Annotated in this window: 16 protein-coding genes; 14 read left to right on the top strand and 2 right to left on the bottom strand. The window is 72.3% G+C overall.

Annotated elements, in window-relative coordinates:
- Positions 1 to 7 precede the first annotated feature (7 nt).
- Positions 8 to 1,168 carry a uroporphyrinogen-III synthase gene (locus FBY22_RS36815; RefSeq protein WP_142152285.1) on the top strand — a complete coding sequence of 387 codons (1,161 nt, stop codon included), beginning with the start codon at positions 8 to 10 and terminating at the stop codon, positions 1,166 to 1,168.
- Between the two features lie 80 nt (positions 1,169 to 1,248).
- Here FBY22_RS36815 and FBY22_RS36810 read toward each other — a convergent pair whose 3' ends face one another.
- Entirely contained in the window at positions 1,249 to 1,752 is a 504-nt protein-coding gene (locus tag FBY22_RS36810) for a DUF1772 domain-containing protein (RefSeq protein WP_174267349.1), read from the bottom strand.
- A gap of 161 nt (positions 1,753 to 1,913) precedes the next feature.
- On the opposite strand from FBY22_RS36810, the gene FBY22_RS36805 reads away from it, so the two are divergent.
- From FBY22_RS36805 to FBY22_RS36780, 6 genes are all read left to right on the top strand, one after another.
- Positions 1,914 to 2,519 (top strand): ABATE domain-containing protein, encoded by a 606-nt coding sequence (locus FBY22_RS36805; protein WP_142152284.1) that lies wholly within the window; start codon positions 1,914 to 1,916, stop codon positions 2,517 to 2,519.
- Between the two features lie 329 nt (positions 2,520 to 2,848).
- A complete protein-coding gene (locus FBY22_RS36800) occupies positions 2,849 to 3,370 on the top strand; it encodes a sigma-70 family RNA polymerase sigma factor (RefSeq protein ID WP_010039908.1) in 522 nt (173 codons plus the stop codon).
- Entirely contained in the window at positions 3,370 to 4,191 is an 822-nt protein-coding gene (locus FBY22_RS36795) for a zf-HC2 domain-containing protein (protein ID WP_142152283.1), read from the top strand. The genes FBY22_RS36800 and FBY22_RS36795 overlap by 1 nt, the downstream gene beginning before the upstream one ends.
- 82 nt (positions 4,192 to 4,273) lie before the next feature.
- Complete coding sequence (locus FBY22_RS36790; protein WP_142152282.1) at positions 4,274 to 6,643, top strand: UvrD-helicase domain-containing protein; 2,370 nt, start codon at positions 4,274 to 4,276, stop codon at positions 6,641 to 6,643.
- A gap of 356 nt (positions 6,644 to 6,999) precedes the next feature.
- Positions 7,000 to 8,415, top strand: coding sequence for an NAD-dependent malic enzyme (locus tag FBY22_RS36785; RefSeq protein ID WP_142152281.1), 1,416 nt, complete (start codon positions 7,000 to 7,002; stop codon positions 8,413 to 8,415).
- 325 nt (positions 8,416 to 8,740) lie between these two features.
- Entirely contained in the window at positions 8,741 to 9,022 is a 282-nt protein-coding gene (locus tag FBY22_RS36780; RefSeq protein WP_004000874.1) for an HU family DNA-binding protein, read from the top strand.
- Between the two features lie 307 nt (positions 9,023 to 9,329).
- On the opposite strand, the gene murA is transcribed toward FBY22_RS36780, so the two are convergent.
- On the bottom strand, positions 9,330 to 10,670 hold the full coding sequence (gene murA, locus FBY22_RS36775; protein ID WP_142152280.1) for a UDP-N-acetylglucosamine 1-carboxyvinyltransferase: 1,341 nt from the start codon (positions 10,668 to 10,670) through the stop codon (positions 9,330 to 9,332).
- A gap of 254 nt (positions 10,671 to 10,924) precedes the next feature.
- On the opposite strand from murA, the gene FBY22_RS36770 reads away from it, so the two are divergent.
- The 7 genes from FBY22_RS36770 (at position 10,925) to FBY22_RS36740 (ending at position 20,315) form a co-directional block, all read left to right on the top strand.
- Positions 10,925 to 11,497: a YqgE/AlgH family protein gene (locus FBY22_RS36770; RefSeq protein WP_174267348.1), complete on the top strand. Its 573-nt coding sequence runs from the start codon at positions 10,925 to 10,927 to the stop codon at positions 11,495 to 11,497.
- 29 nt (positions 11,498 to 11,526) lie between these two features.
- Entirely contained in the window at positions 11,527 to 11,811 is a 285-nt protein-coding gene (locus FBY22_RS36765) for a DUF3039 domain-containing protein (protein WP_058925017.1), read from the top strand.
- 88 nt (positions 11,812 to 11,899) lie between these two features.
- Positions 11,900 to 13,603 carry a beta-N-acetylhexosaminidase gene (locus FBY22_RS36760; protein WP_260845290.1) on the top strand — a complete coding sequence of 568 codons (1,704 nt, stop codon included), beginning with the start codon at positions 11,900 to 11,902 and terminating at the stop codon, positions 13,601 to 13,603.
- 208 nt (positions 13,604 to 13,811) lie between these two features.
- The gene (locus FBY22_RS36755; protein ID WP_142152278.1) at positions 13,812 to 14,705 is read left to right on the top strand and encodes a xanthine dehydrogenase family protein subunit M; all 894 of its coding nucleotides are present in this window, start codon (positions 13,812 to 13,814) and stop codon (positions 14,703 to 14,705) included.
- The gene (locus FBY22_RS36750) at positions 14,702 to 16,579 is read left to right on the top strand and encodes a 2Fe-2S iron-sulfur cluster-binding protein (RefSeq protein WP_142152277.1); all 1,878 of its coding nucleotides are present in this window, start codon (positions 14,702 to 14,704) and stop codon (positions 16,577 to 16,579) included. Before FBY22_RS36755 ends, FBY22_RS36750 begins: the two co-directional genes overlap by 4 nt.
- Entirely contained in the window at positions 16,576 to 18,885 is a 2,310-nt protein-coding gene (locus tag FBY22_RS36745; protein WP_142152276.1) for a xanthine dehydrogenase family protein molybdopterin-binding subunit, read from the top strand. The genes FBY22_RS36750 and FBY22_RS36745 overlap by 4 nt, the downstream gene beginning before the upstream one ends.
- 272 nt (positions 18,886 to 19,157) lie before the next feature.
- Positions 19,158 to 20,315: an SUKH-4 family immunity protein gene (locus tag FBY22_RS36740; RefSeq protein WP_142152275.1), complete on the top strand. Its 1,158-nt coding sequence runs from the start codon at positions 19,158 to 19,160 to the stop codon at positions 20,313 to 20,315.
- Positions 20,316 to 20,336: the final 21 nt, after the last annotated feature.

Below are 20,336 nucleotides of genomic sequence, written 5' to 3'. Positions count from 1 at the left end.
GAGAGCCATGTACGACGAACAGCAGCGAACGCAGTCGGGGCAGCACGGGCCCCTGGCCGGCTTCACGGTGGGCGTGACCGCCGCCCGCCGCGCCGACGAACTGGGCGCACTGCTGCAGCGACGGGGAGCCGCCGTCCTGCACGCACCCGCCCTGCGCATCGTGCCGCTCGCCGACGACAGCGAACTGCTGGCGGCGACGAAGGACCTGATCGACGAGGCGCCGGACGTGGTGGTGGCGACGACCGCCATCGGGTTCCGCGGCTGGGTCGAGGCCGCCGACGGGTGGGGGCTCGGCGAGCCCCTGCTGGAACGGCTGCGGGCCGTCGAACTGCTCGCGCGCGGCCCCAAGGTCAAGGGCGCGATACGGGCCGCCGGCCTCACCGAGGACTGGTCGCCGTCGAGCGAGTCCATGGCCGAGGTGCTGGACCGGCTGCTGGAGGAGGGCGTCGAGGGGCGCCGGATCGTCATACAGCTGCACGGCGAGCCGCTGCCGGGGTTCGTGGAGGCGCTGCGGGAGGCCGGGGCCGAGGTGGTCGGCGTGCCGGTGTACCGGTGGATGCCGCCGGAGGACCTCGGGCCGGTGGACCGGCTGCTGGACGCCACCGTCTCCCGGGGCCTGGACGCGCTCACCTTCACCAGCGCGCCGGCCGCGGTGTCGCTGCTCAACCGCGCCGAGGAGCGGGGACTGCTGCCCGAGCTGATCGCCGCGCTCCACCACGACGTGCTCCCCGCGTGCGTCGGGCCGGTCACCGCGCTGCCGCTGCAGGCGCGGGGCGTCGACACGGTGCAGCCGGAGCGGTTCCGGCTCGGGCCGCTCGTGCAACTGCTGTGCCAGGAGCTGCCGGGGCGGGCCCGCGCGCTGCCCATCGCCGGGCACCGGGTGGAGATCCGGGGCCATGCGGTGCTGGTGGACGGGGAGTTGAAGCCGGTGCCGCCGGCCGGGATGTCCCTGCTGCGGGCCCTGTCCCGGCGGCCGGGATGGGTGGTGGCCCGGGCGGAGCTGCTGCGGGCCCTGCCGGGGGCGGGACGGGACGAGCACGCGGTGGAGACCGCGATGGCCCGACTGCGGACGGCACTTGGGGCGCCGAAGCTGATCCAGACGGTGGTGAAGCGGGGGTACCGGCTGGCGCTGGATCCGGCGGCGGACGCGAAGTACGCGGACGTGTGAGGGAGGGTGCCCTGCGTTCGGGTGCCGTCCTTGGGGCTGCCTTCCGCGGGACGGGTGCTTCGGCCTGAACGGCCGCGTCCTCAAACGCCGGACGGGCTGGGATGCGTGGTCCGCCGCCCGTACAGCACCAACCCCCGGGCCAGGCAGCCCAGCGCCACCACCGTCACTCCCGCCCGCACCGCGTTCCACGCCACCCACGCGTGCTCGAAGTGCTCCCGGGCCGCCGTCGGGTCGGTCGCGCGGGACAGGCCGTCGTTGAGCGGGATGTTGAAGGCCATCGTCGTCAGGAAGCCGAGCGCGTAAGCGGCCAGGGCCGTCCAGATCCACGACCGGCAGGGCTGGTCCCGCAGTTGCCACGCCGAGACGGCCGTCAGCAGCGGGGCGCCGAGGAAGGCGAGGAAGAACAGCGGGTTCTGGATGACGTCGTTGACGTCGTTCATGACCTGGACGTAGGTCCGGTCGTCGCTGCGGGCCAGCGCGGGCATCACGCAGCAGGCGAAGATGTAGTACACCCCGGCGATCAGGCCCATGGCGACCGTGGCCGCGCCCAGTACGAGTCCCGCGGCGGTCCTGTTTCGTGTCATGTCCTCCAGTCAACGGACCCTGTTCCGCCCGGGACATCGCCGAGACGCGCGACCGCATAAGCGCCCGTCCAGCGGAAGGGGTTCCAGCCGTGGCCGGGGGAGGGCACTGTAAGAAGGAACGCTTCCCCGGCCCCTGGTAACCCCTAGGCGGTGACAGGCACATGGCACTGGGTACGGCCACGCCCGTGTACGAACTGCGGTTCGACTCGGGGCGGATCTGCCTCGATCTCCTCGCGACCACGCATCCCGAGGAACGGTTCGACTCGGTCGAGGTGCTGTGCGCCTGGATCGTGGGGGCGGGCCTGGTGCCACCGGGCACCTCGCTGGCGCACGCCGACGCGTCGTGGCTCGTGGGGTTCCGGGAACTGAGGGGACAGGTGGGGCAGTTGGTGCGCGCCACGGCCGTGGGCGTCACCGCCCTGACCCGGCCGTCGTACGACATCGCGCTCTGCCGGGTGAACGAGATCGCCCTCGTCGCGCCCCCGGCCCCGCGCGCCGTCCGTGGTGCGGACGGGGCGCTCGTAAGGGAGTTGGACCGTCCGCCCGAGTGCGCGGCGCTGCTCGGCGCCGTCGCCAGGGACGCCGTGGAACTGCTCACCGATCCCGTCGCGAGAGCGGGGCTGCGGCAGTGCGAGGGGGACAACTGCCCGATCGTTTATGTCGATTCGTCCCGGGGGCGCAGGAGGCGCTGGTGCTCCAGTGAGGTCTGCGGGAACCGGGAAAGGGTCGCCCGGCACCGCCGCCGGGCCGCTGTCGCGCGCGCCTAGCTGTCCGGAATGCGCGTTCTGGGCGGAACAGGGTTGTGTGGTGTCGAAGTGATTTCGACAACACTCCGTTTGGCCTTGAACCGCCGCGGGCAGTCGGCCTGATCTTGCCGGTGTGGTGGAAATGTAAAGATCGCGCGGTGGGAATGTGCTCTCATGTCCCTCTCATCACGACACCCCGAAGAAAAGTGTCGGCGTAGTTTGAACATGACGCATGCCACATCCGTACCTGTGCACGAGCGACCGACTGGGGGAACCCCCGGACATCGGAGGTGGGCGTGCGCAAGGATTCCGTCGTGGCCAATGAACGTGGATCGAGGGCCCGACATCGCATGTCCCAGCCCTCGGAACCTGATGAGGAGCTGATGCGTGCCCTGTACCGGGAGCACGCCGGACCTCTCCTTGCGTACGTCCTTCGTCTGGTCGCGGGTGACCGCCAGAGAGCCGAGGACGTGGTGCAGGAAACACTCATCCGTGCCTGGAAGAACGCCGGCCAGCTCAATCGAGCGACCGGATCGGTACGCCCCTGGCTGGTGACGGTCGCTCGGCGCATCGTCATCGACGGCCACCGCAGCCGGCAGGCCCGGCCGCAGGAGGTCGATCCGTCGCCGCTGGAGGTCATCCCCGCGGAGGACGAGATCGACAAGGCGCTGTGGTTGATGACGCTGTCGGATGCGCTGGACGACCTGACCCCGGCCCACCGGGAGGTGCTCGTCGAGACGTATTTCAAGGGGCGTACCGTCAATGAGGCTGCCGAGACGCTGGGCATTCCCAGTGGCACCGTGCGGTCCCGGGTGTTCTATGCCCTGCGGTCGATGAAGCTCGCACTGGAGGAGCGGGGGGTGACGGCGTGATGAGTGTTTACGGGGGAAACCAGGGATTCGGCACAGGTGGGTCGGGTATGTCTGGACCCATGATGGGATCTCCGGGCCCGAGCGAGCACGAGACGGTCGGTGCCTACGCCCTCGGCATTCTCGACGACGCCGAGGCAACCGCTTTCGAGGCACATCTGGCCACCTGTGAATGGTGCGCCCGGCAGCTCGACGAGCTCGCCGGAATGGAGCCGATGCTGGCGGCCCTCGCGGACCTGCCGGGCACGGGCACGCCGGCCATAGGGGAGTCCCTCTCCGCCAGGCCCAGCCCGAGGCTCGCCGAGAAGCTGGTCGACGAGGTCGCGGAGCGCCGTGCGCTCAAGCGGCGCAAGGGGTTCTACCTGGTGGCGGCCGCTGCCGCGCTGATCATCGGCGGTCCGCTGACCGTCATGGCGGCGACCGGCGGCGACTCGGGCGCCAAGACCGGCACCCCGCTGGCGGCCGGCGCCAAGTCCGCCTTCACCTCGATCAACGACAAGGTCTCGGCGACGGACGCCTCCTCCAAGGTCAAGGCGACCGTGGCCATGGAACAGAAGGACTGGGGGACCTGGGGCGTCGTCGAGCTCAGCAACGTCAAGGGCCCGCTGAAGTGCTCGCTCATCGCGGTGGGCAAGAACGGCGAGCGCGAGACGATGTCGACGTGGGCGGTCCCCAAGTGGGGGTACGGCATCCCCAACGGCAAGACCCCGGAGTCGAAGCAGCCCCTGTACGCGCAGGGCGGCGCCGCCTTCAAGCCCAACGAGATCGACCATTTCGAGGTCATGACCTTCGACGGCAAGAAGCTCGTGCAGGTCGACGCGTAGGACTGCTCCTGCGTCCACGTAGCTTTGCCGGGTCCCCTTCGCGTACGGTTGACGGCTGCCCAGCACGTCAGAAGGGGGCCCGGTGGCCGCTCAGGCTCAGCAGGAAACCGTGGTCGGCTCGGATCACGACTCCAGTCGTGAACGGGAGATCAGCGTCGAACAGGAACACCTCGACCAGGTGTACCGGCGGCTCGAGGAGAAGATCCACGAGGCCGAGTTCCTGATGAACGACGCGGCCAAGCGCGGCCAGGTCGGCACGCCCGGCGCCCTCGCCGAGCGGGACGCCCAGGTCTTCCGGGCCGGCGTCCACCTCAACCGCCTGAACAACGAGTTCGAGGACTTCCTGTTCGGGCGGATCGATCTCCTTGTCGGCAAGGACGGCAAGAAGGGTCCGGACGGCGCCTACACCGCCGTAGAACCCGCCGAAGGCGCCATCCGGGACGACGGCACCGCCGACATCGCCGAGACCCTGCACATCGGGCGCATCGGTGTCCTCGACGCCGACTACGCGCCCCTCGTCATCGACTGGCGGGCCCCCGCCGCCGCCCCCTTCTACCGCTCCACCCCGGTCGACCCGGGCCGGGTCGTACGGCGCCGGGTCATCCGCTCCAAGGGGCGGCGCGTCCTCGGCGTCGAGGACGACCTCATGCGTCCCGAGCTGAAGGCCTTCCTGGACGGCCGCGAACTGGCCGTCATCGGCGACGGCGCCCTCATGGCCGCCCTCGGCCAGGCCCGCAGCCACACCATGCGCGACATCGTCGCCTCCATCCAGGCCGAGCAGGACCTGGTCATCCGCGCCCCCGCCGCCTCGGTGACGTACGTCGAGGGCGGACCGGGCACCGGCAAGACGGCCGTCGCCCTGCACCGCGCCGCCTACCTCCTCTACCAGGACCGGCGCCGGTACGCGGGCGGCATCCTCATCGTCTCGCCGACCCCGCTGCTCGTCGCGTACACCGAGGGCGTGCTGCCCTCGCTGGGCGAGGAGGGCCAGGTCGCCATCCGCGCGATCGGATCGCTCGTCGACGGCGCCGAGGCCACGCTGTACGACTCCCCGGCGGTGGCCCGCGCCAAGGGCTCGTACCGGATGCTGAAGGTGCTGCGGAAGGCGGCGCGGGGGGCGCTGGAGCTGGGGCGGCCCGGTGCCGCGCCCGCCGGGCAGCTCGCCTTCGGCGACGACGGCGAGGGTGACCCGGCGGCCCCCGCCGAGACCCCCACCCGCCTCCGCGTCGTCGCCTTCGGGCGCCGTCTGGAGCTGGAGGCGCCCGCGCTGGAACGTGTCCGCCGCACCGCCCTCGGCGGCACGGCACCCGTCAACCTGCTGCGCCCCCGCGCCCGCAAGCTGCTCCTGGACGCCCTGTGGGAGCAGTCGGGCGCCGCCGGCCGGCACACCGACCCGGAGCTCGCGGCCGAACTGCGCTCCTCCTTCGACGAGGACATCACCTCCGAGGACTCCTTCATCGAGTTCCTCGACGCCTGGTGGCCCGAGCTGACCCCGAAGGCCGTCCTCGCCGCCATGGCCGACGAACGGCGTCTGGGCCGCTGGGCCCGCCGGATCCTCAACCCCGGCGAGGTCCGCAGGGTCGCCCGCTCGCTCAGACGCGAGGGCCACTCCGTGCACGACATCGCCATGCTCGACGAGCTCCAGGCGATCCTCGGCATCCCGGCCCGTCCGAGGAAGAAGCGCGAGCTGGATCCGCTGGACCAGCTGACCGGCCTCGACGAGCTGATGCCGGTGCGCGAGGAGTCGCAGCGCGAGCGCGCCGAGCGGCTGGCGCAGGAGCGCACCGAGTACGCCCACGTCATCGTCGACGAGGCCCAGGACCTCACGCCGATGCAGTGGCGCATGGTCGGCCGCCGCGGCCGGCACGCCACCTGGACGGTCGTCGGCGACCCCGCCCAGTCCTCCTGGTCGGACGTCGACGAGGCGGCCGAGGCCCGCGACGAGGCCCTGGGCACCCGCCCGCGCCGCCGCTTCCGGCTCACCGTCAACTACCGCAACCCGGCGGAGATCGCCGAGCTGGCGGCGAAAGTCCTCGCGCTCGCCATGCCGGGCTCCGAGGCCCCCTCGGCCGTCCGCTCCACCGGCGTGCAGCCGCGCTTCGTGGTCGCGCGGGAGTCCCTGGGGCAGTCCGTGCGCGCGGAGGCCGCCCGCCTGCTCGACCTCGTCGACGGCACCGTCGGCGTCGTCGTCGCCATGCGGCGGCGCGAGGAGGCCGCACGGTGGCTGGCCGGGCTCGGCGACCGGGTGGTCGCCCTCGGCAGCCTGGAGGCGAAGGGCCTGGAGTACGACGCCACGGTCGTCGTCTCGCCCGCGGAGATCGCCGACGAGTCCCCGGCCGGTCTGCGGGTGCTGTACGTCGCCCTCACCAGGGCCACGCAGCAGCTCACGATCGTCTCGACGGACAAGGACCAGCCGGACGGGGACGGGGTGCCGGACCTGCTGAGGGATTAGAAGCGCATGAACTCTCGGTACGGGAATGGCCTTACGGGATCTGTTTGTTAGCCTGGGTGTGGCACCGGCCCGATCCAAGCCCCCGGGCCCAACCTTCGTCCCTCAGAGGGACCACTTGCCGCGAGGCGAGCATGGCGGGTCGGTGCCACTGAACGTTTCGAGAGGCCCACGTCACCACGTGACGTGGGCCTCTTTCGTTGCCCGATCACTTCTCGTATGGTGGAATCCTTTTTCCGAAACCGGCGCCACCCTGTGAACAAAACGTCCGCAATCCGAGGCGGCTACCGCGTACTCAGGGGTAGGTGCGACGATCGGACGGCATACCAGCACACAGGTGAAAGCAGAGGAAGTCGGCCATGGCAACGGCGCCCAGCGTCTCCTACTCGATGACGGTCCGGCTGGAGGTGCCCGCGAGCGGAACCGCGGTCTCCCAGCTCACCACGGCCGTCGAGTCCCACGGAGGCTCGGTGACCGGCCTCGACGTCACCGCCTCCGGGCACGAGAAGCTCCGCATCGACGTCACCATCGCGGCCACCTCCACCGCGCACGCCGAGGAGATCGTCGAGCAGCTGCGCCACATCGAGGGCGTCACCCTCGGCAAGGTCTCCGACCGTACGTTCCTGATGCACCTCGGCGGCAAGATCGAGATGGCGTCGAAGCACCCCATTCGCAACCGTGACGACCTGTCCATGGTCTACACGCCGGGCGTGGCCCGCGTGTGCATGGCGATCGCCGAGAACCCCGAGGACGCCCGCCGCCTGACCATCAAGCGCAACTCCGTTGCGGTCGTGACGGACGGTTCGGCCGTGCTGGGCCTGGGCAACATCGGCCCCAAGGCCGCCCTGCCGGTCATGGAGGGCAAGGCGGCGCTGTTCAAGCGGTTCGCCGGCATCGACGCCTGGCCGATCTGCCTCGACACCCAGGACACCGACGCGATCGTCGAGATCGTCAAGGCCATCGCCCCCGGGTTCGCCGGCATCAACCTCGAGGACATCTCCGCCCCCCGCTGCTTCGAGATCGAGGCGCGGCTGCGCGAGGCCCTGGACATCCCCGTCTTCCACGACGACCAGCACGGCACCGCGATCGTCGTCCTGGCCGCCCTGAAGAACGCGCTGCGCTGCACCGGAAAGCCGATCGAGAACATCCGGGTCGTGATGTCCGGCGCCGGCGCGGCCGGTACGGCCATTCTCAAGCTGCTGCTCGCCGCCGGCGTGAAGAACGCCGTCGTCGCCGACATCCGCGGCGTCGTGCACGCCGGCCGCGACGATCTGCGCGAGGCCGCCGCCGACTCGCCGCTGCGCTGGATCGCCGACAACACCAACCCCGAGGGCCTGACCGGCACGCTGAAGGAGGCCGTTCGCGGAGCGGACGTCTTCATCGGCGTCTCCGCCCCGAACGTCCTCGACGGCGACGACGTGGCCGCCATGGCCGAGGGCGCGATCGTGTTCGCGCTCGCGAACCCCGACCCCGAGGTGGACCCGGCGATCGCCCGTCAGACGGCGGCCGTCGTGGCCACCGGCCGCTCCGACTTCCCGAACCAGATCAACAACGTGCTGGTCTTCCCGGGTGTCTTCCGCGGCCTGCTGGACGCCCAGTCCCGCACCGTCAACACCGAGATGATGCTGGCCGCGGCGACCGCCCTCGCGGACGTCGTGACCGAGGACGAGCTCAACCCGAACTACATCGTCCCGAGCGTCTTCAACGACAAGGTCGCGGGCGCGGTGGCCGGAGCGGTGCGCGAGGCGGCCAAGGCGGCGGGCGTCGCACCGTAGACGTGGCGTACGGTGCCTAGTAGGCCCGGCCATGGCGTGCGCGGGCTTGTGAGCATCACCACGACCGTCAGTACCGGCGAGTCGTGGAACCAGGCGTCCGGCGCCACCCTCTAGGGTGGCGGCGCCGCGCTCAGGCCTCCCGGGGCCCTCCTTCGTGTGACTCCCTCGGGTGGTCTCACGCCTCCGACGGGTGCCGGATTGGCTTTCCCGTCGCAGGTAGGGGCAGGATGCGTCCCTGGGCGCGAGCGCATCGGCTTCGCTGTGCCACCATGCGGCTTCGCCGGGTGGCACACCCCAACGGCAAGAAGAACACGGGAGTAACAACATGAACCGCAGTGAGCTGGTGGCCGCGCTGGCCGACCGCGCCGAGGTGACCCGCAAGGACGCCGACGCCGTCCTGGCCGCGTTCGCCGAGGTCGTGGGCGACATCGTCTCCAAGGGCGACGAGAAGGTCACCATCCCCGGCTTCCTGACCTTCGAGCGCACCCACCGTGCCGCTCGCACCGCCCGCAACCCGCAGACCGGCGACCCGATCCAGATCCCGGCCGGCTACAGCGTGAAGGTCTCCGCGGGCTCGAAGCTCAAGGAAGCCGCCAAGGGCAAGTAAGCGCTCCGCTTCGAGCGCCGTTCGGAGCGCCGTGGCCATGAGCGTCGTGGGCGACTGCGGACCGGTCGTGGCTGGTCGCGCAGTTCCCCGCGCCCCTTCAGGGGCGACACCCTGAACGCCGATGGGGCGGTCACCCGGAAACCGGGTGACCGCCCCATCGCCATGAACCGCTGGCCGAGCGCCTTGCCCGGGAGTTCGACCTTGGCGCCGAGCTCTACGAGCTTCTCCATGCTGTGTCTGCCCGGGGGATGACCCCCGGACTCCCGGCCGAGGCGGCGTGTCCGGGGCCGGGGAGTCGCGTCTGGGGTCAGCCGAGCGCCTTGCCGGGGAGTTCGACCTTGGCGCCCAGCTCTACGAGCTTCTCCATGAAGTTCTCGTAGCCGCGGTTGATGAGGTCGATGCCGTGGACTCGGGAGGTGCCCTGGGCCGCGAGGGCGGCGATCAGGTAGGAGAAGCCGCCGCGGAGGTCGGGGATGACAAGGTCGGCGCCCTGGAGCTTGGTCGGGCCGGAGACGACGGCCGAGTGCAGGAAGTTGCGCTGGCCGAAGCGGCAGTCGGAGCCGCCCAGGCACTCGCGGTAGAGCTGGATGTGGGCGCCCATCTGGTTCAGCGCGGAGGTGAAGCCCAGACGGGACTCGTACACCGTCTCGTGGATGATGGACAGGCCCGTGGCCTGCGTCAGGGCGACCACCAGCGGCTGCTGCCAGTCGGTCTGGAAGCCGGGGTGCACGTCGGTCTCCAGCGCGATGGACTTCAGCTGCCCGCCGGGGTGCCAGAAGCGTATGCCCTGGTCGTCGATCTCGAAGGCTCCGCCGACCTTGCGGTAGGTGTTCAGGAACGTCATCATCGAGCGCTGCTGGGCGCCGTGGACGTAGATGTCGCCCTCGGTCGCCAGCGCCGCGGACGCCCAGGAGGCCGCCTCCAGACGGTCCGGCAGCGCGCGGTGGTTGTAGCCGCCGAGGCTGTCCACACCGGTGATGCGGATCGTGCGGTCGGTGTCCATCGCGATGATCGCGCCCATTTTCTGCAGGACGCAGATCAGGTCCTCGATCTCGGGCTCCACGGCAGCGTTCGAGAGCTCGGTCACGCCCTCCGCGAGGACGGCCGTCAGCAGCACCTGCTCGGTGGCGCCGACGGACGGGTACGGCAGCCGGATCTTCGTGCCGCGCAGCCGCTGCGGAGCCTCCAGGTACTGCCCGTCCGCGCGCTTCTCGATCCGCGCGCCGAACTGCCTGAGCACCTCGAAGTGGAAGTCGATGGGCCGGCCGCCGATGTCGCAGCCGCCGAGACCGGGGATGAAGGCGTGCCCGAGGCGGTGCAGCAGCGGGCCGCAGAAGAGGATCGGGATACGGCTGGAACCGGCGTGGGCATCGATGTCGGCGACGTTCGCGCTCTCGACGTGCGATGGGTCCATCACCAGTTCGCCCGGCTCCTCACCCGGACGGACCGTCACCCCGTGCAGTTGCAGCAGACCGCGTACGACACGCACGTCACGGATGTCCGGAACGTTGCGCAGTCGACTCGGCGAGCTGCCCAGCAGGGCGGCGACCATGGCCTTCGGTACGAGGTTCTTCGCACCGCGGACACGGATCTCGCCCTCCAGCGGGGTTCCGCCGTGGACAAGCAGGACATCGTCGTTGACGGTCATGTATCTCGCGTTCCGATGAGTGGGGCAGGGGCCAGGAGGGAAAGGGTAATCGCCGCCCACCCCCCTTGAGTAAGCCCAAGTACCGCCCAGCTACGTCATAGCTGTGTCACAACACGGGCCGTTCCGTGTCGGGCACATGGGGTCACCGAAGGGCCATGTGCGCCCGGCGCGCTTCCTTACACCCTGAGCTGCAATCACCCTTCTTACCCCCATTGCCTCCCCGAGTCACCGGAAGATGCGGGATCATGTCTGGCATGACCGAGGTGTCCTCGCTCACAGGGCGGTTGCTCGTGGCAACACCCGCCCTGGCGGACCCGAACTTCGACCGTGCGGTGGTGCTCCTTCTCGACCACGACGAGGAGGGCTCCCTCGGTGTCGTCCTCAACCGCCCGACGCCCGTGGACGTCGGCGACATCCTGGAGGGCTGGGCCGACCTGGCCGGCGAGCCGGGCGTGGTCTTCCAGGGCGGCCCGGTCTCCCTCGACTCGGCGCTGGGCGTCGCCGTCATCCCCGGCGGCTCCTCGGTCGACGGGGCCCCGCTCGGCTGGCGCCGGGTGCACGGCGCGATCGGCCTGGTCGACCTGGAGGCACCGCCGGAGCTGCTCGCCTCGGCCGTCGGCTCGCTGCGGATCTTCGCCGGGTACGCGGGCTGGGGCCCGGGCCAGCTGGAGGACGAGCTGGTCGACGGCGCCTGGTACGTCGTGGAGTCGGAGCCGGGTGACGTCTCCTCGCCGGCCCCCGAGAGACTCTGGCGAGAGGTACTGCGCCGGCAGCGCAACGAGCTCGCGATGGTGGCCACGTACCCGGACGACCCTTCGCTCAACTGATGCGTGTGAGCTTCAGTACCCTTGGCGATATGAGCACTCTCGAGCCCGAGCGCGGGACTGGTACGGGGACCCTCGTAGAGCCGACGCCACAGGTGTCCCACGGCGACGGCGACCACGAGCGCTTCGCCCACTACGTCCAGAAGGACAAGATCATGGCGAGCGCCCTCGACGGGACCCCCGTCGTGGCGCTCTGCGGCAAGGTCTGGGTGCCGGGCCGCGACCCGAAGAAGTACCCCGTGTGTCCCATGTGCAAGGAGATCTACGACTCCATGGGCGCCGGCGGCGGCGACAAGGGCAAGGGCGGCGACAAGTAGCCCTGCCGGTTTCCGGCCGGGATCTGTCAGGTCCCCGGGGCGCGTCCGGCGTGCCCCGGGGACCTTTGCGCGACGCTGAGGGGCTGATGTGACGGTACGGACGGGACTGATCCCGGCGCCCGACGAACTCTCGGCGCCACCGCCCGGCGAGGGCCCTGGCCATCTGCTCGTCGCCCATTCCGGCATCGACGCCGGGCCGGGCACCGAGCGGGTGGCGCAGTGGCTGCGCGGCACCGTCGGCGCGGCGACGGGACTGCCGCTGCCGCCGCACACCGGCGACGGCATCGTGCTGCGCATCGCCCCGGAGGAGTCCGACGACCCCGAGGCCTACGGTCTGACCGTCGACCGGCACGCGATCACGCTGCGGGCGGCCGCCGAGCCCGGACTGTTCCACGCCGCCCAGACCCTGCGCCAACTCCTCGGCCCCGACGCCTTCCGCCGCGCCCCCGTCACCTCGCGGCGACGGTGGGAGGTGCCCGCGGTCACCGTCCGCGACGCCCCCCGCTTCCGCTGGCGCGGCCTCATGCTCGACGTGGCCCGGCACTTCATGCCCAAGGACGGCGTCCTGCGCTACCTGGACCTGATGGCCGCGCACAAACTCAACGTCCTGCACCTGCACTTGACGGACGACCAGGGCTGGCGCGTCGAGATCCTCAAGTACCCCGGGCTGACCGAGATCGGCTCATGGCGGGCACGTACGAGATTCGGCCATCGGGCCTCGCCGCTGTGGGAAGAGAAGCCGCACGGCGGCTACTACACCCAGGACGACATCCGGGAGATCGTCGCCTACGCCGCCGAGCGGCATATCACCGTCGTCCCCGAGATCGACGTACCCGGGCACTCGCAGGCCGCCATCGCCGCGTACCCGGAACTCGGCAACACCGACGTCATCGACACCACCACCCTCTCCGTCTGGGACGACTGGGGGATCTCTCCCAACGTACTCGCCCCCACCGACAACACCCTGCGCTTCTACGAGGACGTCTTCGAGGAGCTGCTCGGTCTCTTCCCCGCGGACGCCGCCGAGTTCTCGCGGTTCGTCCACATCGGCGGCGACGAGTGCCTCAAGGACCAGTGGCGGAGCTCCCCTACCGCACAGGCCCGCATCCGGGAGCTCGGACTCGCCGGCGAGGACGGCCTCCAGGCGTGGTTCGTCGGCCACTTCGACACCTGGCTGACCGCGCGCGGACGCCGTCTGATCGGCTGGGACGAGATCCTTGAGGGCGGGCTGGCGAAGGGGGCCGCGGTCTCCTCCTGGCGGGGCTACGGCGGCGGGGTCGCCGCCGCCCGGGCCGGCCACGACGTCGTCATGTGCCCCGAGCAGTACGTGTACCTGGACCACCGTCAGGAGGCGGGCGCCGACGAGCCGGTGCCCATCGGCTACGTCCGCACTCTGGAGGACGTCTACCGTTTCGAGCCCGTACCACCACAGTTGGCGCCCGAGGAGGCCGCGCACGTCCTCGGCGCGCAGGCCAATGTGTGGACCGAGGTGATGGAGGACCACGCGCGCGTGGACTACCAGGCCTTCCCCAGGCTCGCCGCCTTCGCCGAGGTCGCCTGGAGCCGCCTGCCCGCCCCCGATGAGCGGGACTTCGCCGGATTCGAGGAGCGGATGGCCGAGCACTACCGGCGGCTGGACGCCCTGGGGGTCGGCTATCGGCCACCGTCCGGGCCCCGGCCGTGGCAGCGGCGCCCCGGGGTGCCCGGCCGCCCGATCGAGGGGCACCTCCGAACAGGTAGTCCCCGAACGGGCAACCGGCCCTCCCGAACGCGCGGTGGAAAACCGTCGTAAGCATCACCGAAGAGTGGCAAATCGCGCGCACCGGCTATGGCCCGCCAAAACAGACCATCTCCCTGGTGGCGGGGGCGAATGCCTCGTAGTGGACCCCCGTCTTCGGGTGCCTCGAAGATGTGCCAGAGTTGCCACGTCCGCCCTGTCAGCACGTACCGTACGGCAACACAGGTGGGACCAGGTGGGGCAGCGGGAAGGGGCAGCCGGTTTGACCACGCACGCACCGCAGGCGGCGCAGTCCGTCACGCTGCCCACGACACTGGACGAGGCCGTGGCGGCCCTCGTCGCCATGCCCGCCGCCGTGCCCGTGGCGGGCGGCACGGACCTCATGGCCGCCGTCAACTCCGGGCAGCTCAGGCCCGCCGCGCTGGTCGGCCTCGGCCGGATCAGCGAGATCCGCGGCTGGCAGTACCAGGACGGTCACGCGCTCCTCGGCGCCGGCCTCACGCACGCGCGTATGGGCCGCCCCGACTTCGCCGCCCTGATCCCGGCGCTCGCCGCCGCCGCCCGCGCCGCGGGCCCACCGCAGATCCGAAACGCGGGCACCCTGGGCGGCAACATCGCCACGGCCGCGCCCACCGGGGACGCGCTGCCCGTCCTGGCCGCCCTGGAGGCCACACTGATCATCGCGGGCCCGGGCGGAGCCCGCCGGGAGATCCCGGTGTCGCACCTCCTGGCCGGCGTCGACATGCTGCGCGGCGGCGAACTCATCGGCTACGTGCGCGTGCCCCTGCTGCACGCGCCGCAGGTCTTCCTGAAGGCGACCGGCCGGACCGGACCGGGCCGCGCGATGGCCTCCGTCGCACTGGTCCTCGACCCCGCGCGGCGCGGAGTGCGGTGCGCCGTCGGCGCCATAGCGCCGATGCCGCTGCGTCCGCTGGACGCCGAGCAGTGGGTTGCCCGGCTGATCGACTGGGACAACGGCCGCGCGATCGTCCCCGAGGCACTGCAGGCCTTCGGGGAGTACGTCGCCGCGGCCTGCATCCCCGACCCGGCCCCCGAGGCCGACGGATCCGTACCGCAGCTTCCGCCCGCCGTTCTGCACCTGCGGCGCACCGTCGCCGCGCTGGCCCGACGAGCACTGGGGAGGGCGCTGTCGTGACCGACGACCAGCACGGAGAGGGCACCCCGCCCCAGAGTGGCGGCCGCTGGGACCCGCTGCCCCAGGGCGACTACGACGACGGCGCTACCGCCTTCGTGAAACTTCCCGAGGGCGGCATCGACGCGCTCCTCGCCGCCGCGGACAGCCCGCTCGCCGCGCGCGGCCACGGCTATGTGCCGCCGCAGATACAGACCACGCCGGGCGGCGACCCGGAGGCCCCGGGCGGCTGGGCCGCACCGGCCGACGGCGCCCAGTGGCCCGACCCCAACGCCGTGCCGCACGGCGCCGGGAACGACCAGTTCACGTACAACCCCGCCACCACGCAGCAGTGGGCCTACGAGGATCCGGCGCGCACCGAGGGCGGCCCCGGGGCCGGCCAGGACGTCACCGGCCAGTGGTCGATCCCCGTCGCCAACGGCGATCTTCCGGACGAATCGGGCGAGTTCACTACGTCGTCCCTGGTCCAGCAGTGGGGCGGAACACCCCCGGCGACCCTCCCCGGCGGCGCGGCCGCCCCCTGGGCGACGGAGGGCGCGGGCCGGCCGTGGGGGCAGGAGACCGCGGAACCGACGGGAACCGACGGCGCCGGACGGCCCCTCGCGTCGGCGGCGGGCACGGACACCGCCCCGGGACGGACGGACGACGGACGGACCGACACCGGCCACCACGACACCGGCCACCACGCCATCGGGCAGGCGCCCGGCCGGCCCACGGACGCCGGCCCGGCCCACGGGCACCCCGGCGCACCGCCGACGCCGGGACGCCCGGAGCCCACCGGCCACGGGCCCGCCGACGGCACCGGCTACGCGGCCCCGCACACCGGCGAACATCCGCGGGACCTCCGGCCGCCGGAGAGCGAGCCCGCCGGCCACGAGGCCGCGGGCGCGGCCCCGGCCCGGGCCGGTGACTACGCGGCCGGGGCCGCCGAGGGCTACGCCTCCGCGTCCGACGCCGCAGCGGCCGCCTCACAGGCCGTCCAAGGGGCCCGTGAGGCCGCCGGGGTGGCCGAGGAGGCCCAGGAGCCCACTGAGGGCCCCGAGAGGCCCGCAGAGGCGTTCACAGGGCCCGGTGACGGCTCGCAGACGCACGACCGGGCGGAGGCGGCCGAGCCGACGGCGGCCGGGGCCGCCACCGCCCCGGCGGACGCTCCGGACACCGACGACGCCGCACCGGTCTCCGACGCCCCGGACCCCACCGGAGCCGCCGGCACCACCGACGCCTCCGAGGAACCCGCGCCCTCGCTTCCCGGTGAGGAACACCCCCTCGCCTCCTACGTCCTGCGCGTCAACGGCGTGGAACGCCCCGTCTCCGACGCCTGGATCGGCGAGTCACTGCTCTACGTGCTGCGCGAGCGCCTCGGGCTCGCCGGCGCCAAGGACGGCTGCTCCCAGGGCGAGTGCGGCGCGTGCAACGTCCAGGTCGACGGGCGCCTGGTCGCCTCCTGCCTGGTGCCCGCCGTGACCGCCGCCGGCAGCGAGGTCCGTACCGTCGAGGGCCTCGCGGAGGACGGGCAGCCGTCGGACGTGCAGCGCGCGCTCGCCCGCTGCGGCGCCGTCCAGTGCGGCTTCTGCGTGCCCGGCATGGCGATGACCGTGCACGACCTGCTGGAGGGCAACCCGGCGCCGACCGAGCTGGAGACCCGCCAGGCCCTGTGCGGCAACCTCTGCCGCTGCTCCGGCTACCGGGGCGTCGTCGACGCCGTCCAGGAGGTTGTCGCCGAACGACAGGCGCACAACGCCGCGGACGCCGAACACGACGGCGACGAGGCACGTATTCCCCACCAGGCGGGTCCGGGGGCCGGCGGTGTCAACCCGTCGGCGTTCGACCCCGCCCCGCACGACCAGGCGTACGGACAGGACGGAGGCCAGGCGTGAGCAACGAAGCCGCCACCGCGACCACCACCGCGGAGGCAGCACCCGCTCCCGAGCCGATCCCGCACGGCCTCGGCGCCTCCCTGCCGGCCGCCGACGCCCGGGCCAAGACCGAGGGCACGTTCCCGTACGCGGCCGACCTGTGGGCCGAGGGCCTGCTGTGGGCGGCCGTACTGCGCTCCCCGCACCCGCACGCGCGCATCCTGTCGATCGACACCTCCCACGCGCGCGAGATGCCCGGCGTCCGGGCCGTCGTCACGCACGAGGACGTCCCCGGCACCCCGGTGCACGGACGCGGGAAGGCCGACCGCCCGGTCTTCGCCTCGGAGGTCGTACGCCACCACGGCGAACCCATCGCCGCCGTCGCCGCCGACCACCCCGACACCGCCCGCATGGCCGCCGCGGCCATCATGGTCGAGTACGAGGTCCTCGACCCCGTCACCGACCCCGAGCAGGCCTTCGAGGCCGAGCCGCTGCACCCCGACGGCAACCTGATCCGGCACATCCCGCTGCGCCACGGCGACCCGGACGCGGCCGGCGAGATCGTCGTCGAGGGCCTGTACCGCATCGGCCGCCAGGACCCGGCCCCCATCGGCGCCGAGGCCGGCCTCGCCGTCCCGCGCCCGGACGGCGGCGTCGAGCTCTACCTGGCCTCCACCGACCCGCACGCCGACCGCGACACGGCCGCCGCCTGCTACGGCCTGGAACCCGAGCGCGTCAAGATCGTCGTCACCGGTGTCCCCGGCGCCACCGCCGACCGCGAGGACCAGGGCTTCCAGCTCCCCCTCGGCCTGCTGGCCCTGCGCACCGGCTGCCCGGTCAAACTCACCGCCACGCGCGAGGAGTCCTTCCTCGGCCACGTCCACCGCCACCCCACGCTCCTCAGATACCGCCACCACGCCGACGCCGAGGGCAGGCTCGTCAAGGTCGAGGCGCAGATCCTGCTCGACGCGGGCGCCTACGCCGACACCTCCTCCGAGGCCCTGGCCGCCGCCGTGGGCTTCGCCTGCGGCCCCTACGTCGTGCCCAACGCCTTCATCGAGGGCTGGGCCGTACGCACCAACAACCCGCCCTCCGGCCACGTCCGCGGCGAGGGCGCCATGCAGGTGTGCGCCGCCTACGAGGCGCAGATGGACAAGCTGGCCAAGAAGCTCGGCGTCGACCCGGCGGAGCTGCGCCTGCGCAACGTCCTGGCCACCGGTGACGTCCTGCCCACCGGGCAGACGGTGACCTGCCCGGCGCCGGTCGCGGAACTGCTGCAGGCCGTACGGGACTTCCCGCTGCCCGCGCTGCCCAAGGACACCCCCGAGGACGAGTGGCTGCTGCCCGGCGGCCCCGAGGGCGCGGGCGAACCGGGCGCGGTGCGCCGGGGCGTGGGCTACGGCCTCGGCATGGTCCACATGCTCGGCGCGGAGGGCGCCGACGAGGTCTCCACGGCGACCGTGAAGGTCCAGGACGGCGTCGCGACCGTGCTGTGCGCGGCCGTCGAGACCGGCCAGGGCTTCACCACGCTGGCCCGCCAGATCGTCCAGGAGACCCTCGGCATCGACGAGGTCCACGTGGCCCCCGTCGACACCGACCAGCCCCCGGCCGGCGCGGGCTGCCGCGGCCGCCACACCTGGGTCTCCGGCGGCGCGGTGGAACGCGCGGCCAAGATGGTCCGCACCCAGCTCCTGCAGCCGCTGGCCCACAAGTTCGGCATGTCCACCGAACTGCTCCAGATCACCGACGGCAAGATCACCTCGTACGACGGGGTCCTGTCGACCACCGTCACCGAGGCGATGGACGGCAAGGAGCTGTGGGCGACGGCCCAGTGCCGGCCGCACCCCACGGAGCCCCTCGACGGCGCCGGCCAGGGCGACGCGTTCGTCGGGATGGCCTTCTGCGCGATCCGCGCGGTGGTCGACGTCGACATCGAGCTCGGTTCGGTACGGGTCGTGGAGCTGGCGCTCGCCCAGGACGTCGGCCGCGTCCTGAACCCGGCCCAGCTGGCCGCCCGGATCGAGGCGGGCGTCATCCAGGGCGTGGGCATCGCGCTGACGGAGAACCTGCGCACCGCGCGCGGGCTGATCCGCCACCCCGACCTCACCGGCTACGCGCTGCCGACGGCCCTGGACGCCCCGGACATCCGCATCGTCAAGCTCGTGGAGGAGCGGGACGTGGTGGCGCCGTTCGGCGCGAAGGCGGTGAGCGCGGTCCCGGTGGTCACGTCCCCCGCCGCGATCGCCTCCGCCGTCCGGGCCGCGACGGGCCGCCCGGTGAACCGGCTGCCGATCCGCCCGCAGGCCGCGGTCGTCACCTCGCAGTAGCCGTCGCCGGACACCTCGCGGGTGTTCGTGGGGCAGGGGGTGGCGGCGATTCCCGCGGTTCTCGCGGAAAGGGAACGCGCGAGGGGGCGCCGAGCGTCTTGTGATGAGGGGCCGTTGTCAGTGGTGGGGCGTACTGTTCCGAGCAGTGGGACGGCTGCCCGCCACGAGGCGGACGGCAAGGCCGCGTCCACGTCCGGTCGGCTGTCCCCGTGCGGGACTGCGGGCGGACACAGCGGGCCGGCCGCAGCGGGAAATCCGGGGGAGCAAAGGGCATGACGACCGACACCGCCGTCGCGGCGATCACGTTCACCGAGGACCAACTCGACCCGTACGTCACGCACGCCCCGACGCGGCGGCGGCTGACGGGTCCCGGACTGCCGGGCTCCGGCGCCCTGTTGACGTTCGCCGTGCTGCGCACGGACGGCGTGCGCACGCTGGCGGAGAGCACCGACGGGGCCTTCGGACCGGATCGGGAACTGCGGGACCGGCTGGTGATAGGCGAACTCCTCGCGCCCGCCGGCATGGATGCGGAGTCGATCCTCCTCGACGGCGGCACGGGCGAGATCAGCACGGCGTACCTCTTCGAGGCGATGGACGACCGCCCCCTGGCGCCCTCGCTGGAGGCGCTCGTGCGGTTCGCCGTGGTCACCGAGGAACTGGCGGACCTGCGCGGGCAGTTCGCGTCCTTCGCCGGACGCCACGGCACCAAGGCGGCGGCCGAGGCCTCCCGGCAGCTGCTGGCCCTGTTCGAGGAGGGCACGGACGGCCGGGTCCCGCCGTACTGGAAGGCCGCGGCGCTGATCCGCCCCCTCGCCCTCGCCGCCGGCCCCGGCACCCGCACCGGCCTCACCCTGGACGTCCCCGCCCGCCTCCTGGACGAGGAGTTCGGCCACGCGCGTGTGGTCCGCTTCGAGGACGTCGACTTCCCGGCCACGCTCACGCACGAGCCGACCCGCCGCTTCCTGCGCGAGACGGGCCTGCCGGAGGACACGGTCCTGTTCCAACTCGACACCGAGGTGCCGCTGCAGACCCTCGCCGAGTACGCGGCGGACGACCGCCCAGGCACCGCCTCACCGTTCGAACTCCCCGCGCGCGCCGACCACTTGATACGCCTCGGTCACCTCGTCGAGGACAACAGCCTGGTGGTGGACGGCGCGACGGGCGAGGTCCTGAACTGGAGCGAGCCGGAGGCGAGGCTCTACCCGCTCAACACGGACGTCTCCACGCTCGCCTTCACCCTCTGGCTGCACCAGCGCGAGCGGGGCATCGACAAGTACCTCTCCCACGAGCTCACGACCCAGGCCTACGACCAACTCGCCGCGACCATGCTCCAAGTGCTCGCCTCGGTCGACCCGACGACCACGACCACGTCGGCCGACTGGCACTACTGGACCCAGGCCTTCCAGGACGAGGCGGGCGGAGTGCTCTGACGCGTCCGGGCGCCGGACGAC

The organism is Streptomyces sp. SLBN-31 (genome assembly GCF_006715395.1).
In the GTDB taxonomy this organism is placed as follows: Bacteria; Actinomycetota; Actinomycetes; order Streptomycetales; family Streptomycetaceae; genus Streptomyces.
Note: the sequence above shows the minus strand (reverse complement) of the source record. Positions and strands in the feature narration are given on the sequence as shown.